We start from the raw sequence: 1,551 nt of genomic DNA on the forward strand, positions 1-1,551 counted from the left end.
GGGGGGTGCCTCTATGTCCTTCGTCAAGGTGCCTGGGTTGGGTTGGAGGTGGTTTGGCTTGCTGGGGTCACGCGGCGAGTTCGACGGCCTTCGGTGTCCGGGATTGGTAGAAGGTGCCGTCGCGGAGCATGGCGAACAGGACGCTGGTGCGTTGGCGGGCGAGGCGGAGGAGGGCCTGGGTGTGGGTCTTGCCGCGGGCTCGTTGCTTGTCGTAGTAGGCGCGGGAAGCCGGGTCGGCGTTCATGCAGGCGAAGGCGGACAGGAACATCGCCCGTTTGAGCTGCCGGTTTCCGCCTCGGGGTGCGTGTTCGCCGTGGATCGAGGTGCCGGACGACTTCGTGGTGGGGGCGAGTCCGGCGTAGGAGGCGAGGTGGGCGGCGGTGGGGAAGCTGGTGCCGTCGCCGACGGTGACCAGCAGGACGGCGGCGGTCCTGACGCCGACGCCGGGCATCGACGTCAGGACCGGGGAAAGAGGGTGAGCCTCCAGCAGGGCGTTGATCTGGGCTTCCATCGCCCGGCGCTGGGTGTGGACGGCGGCGAGCGAGGCGGCCAGAGAGGGAATGACGATGTCGAGGGTGCCGGTGCCGGGGACCACGACGGTCTGTTCGTCCAGCGCGTCGAAGACGTCGTCGATCAGCCGCTGAGCCATGCGCGGGGCCTTGGGCCGGATCAGTTCCACGAGCCTGCGGCGGCCGGCCTTGCGCAGGGCGGACGGGGAGCCGTGGCGCTCCAGCAGCCAGGTGACGGCCTGGTGGTCGAGGCGAGGGCCCAGGACCCGCTCCAGCGACGGGTGGAACTGGGTGAGCAGGCCGCGTATCCGGTTGGAGGTGCGGGTTGCCTCGGCGGCGAGGTCCTGGTCGAATCCGACCAGGACCGTGAGCTCGGCGGTGATCTCGTCGGTCAGCTCCAGCGAGCGCAGGGTGTGGGGCATCGTCCGGGCGGCGTCGGCGATGACCGCCGCGTCCTTCGCGTCGGTCTTGGCCTCGCCCGGGTAGAGGTCGGCGATCCGCCGCATCGCGAGTCCGGGCAGGTAGGCGACGCGGCAGCCCGCGTCCCTCGCGACGGTCAGCGGCAGGGCTCCGATGGAAGCGGGCTGGTCGACCACGACGAGGACGGTGCCGAACTTCGCGGTCAGCCTGTCGAACACGGCCCGCAGCTTGGGCTCGCTGTTGGGCAGGGGCTTGTCGAAGACCTTCTTCCCGGCCGGGGTCAGCCCGTGGCCGTGATGAGCACTCTTGCCGACGTCCAGGCCCAGGAACACACCCACGTCTTCGATCTCGAACATCGCGCCTCTCCCCAAGAGGTGTTGACGGTGCCGGCCTCGGCTCGGGTGTCGTGCTCGCGCATCCACGTTATGCAGACCTGCCGCCCGCGAACTGCCCGGCATTGCGCCGGACCGGACGGTGGCCGGACCTCTGATCAGCGTCTCCGACGAACACCCCCGGACCCGGTGACACCACCCCCCAGGTCATGCCTTCGACAGGGGGCAACAGTCATGCCGGGCCCGGAGGCCAGCGGCCCCATTGCGGAGCCGCGGAAAACATAACGGGG

Annotated in this window: 1 protein-coding gene; it reads right to left on the reverse strand. The window is 70.0% G+C overall.

Features of this window, described 5'->3' with window-relative positions; translation table 11 throughout:
• Positions 1-67 precede the first annotated feature (67 nt).
• Entirely contained in the window at positions 68-1,285 is a 1,218-nt protein-coding gene (locus tag MTQ10_RS30270; protein ID WP_247473835.1) for an IS110 family transposase, read from the reverse strand.
• Between the last annotated feature and the right edge of the window lie 266 nt (positions 1,286-1,551).

The organism is Streptomyces sp. XM83C (assembly GCF_023072675.1).
Taxonomy (GTDB): Bacteria; Actinomycetota; Actinomycetes; order Streptomycetales; family Streptomycetaceae; genus Streptomyces; species Streptomyces thermocoprophilus.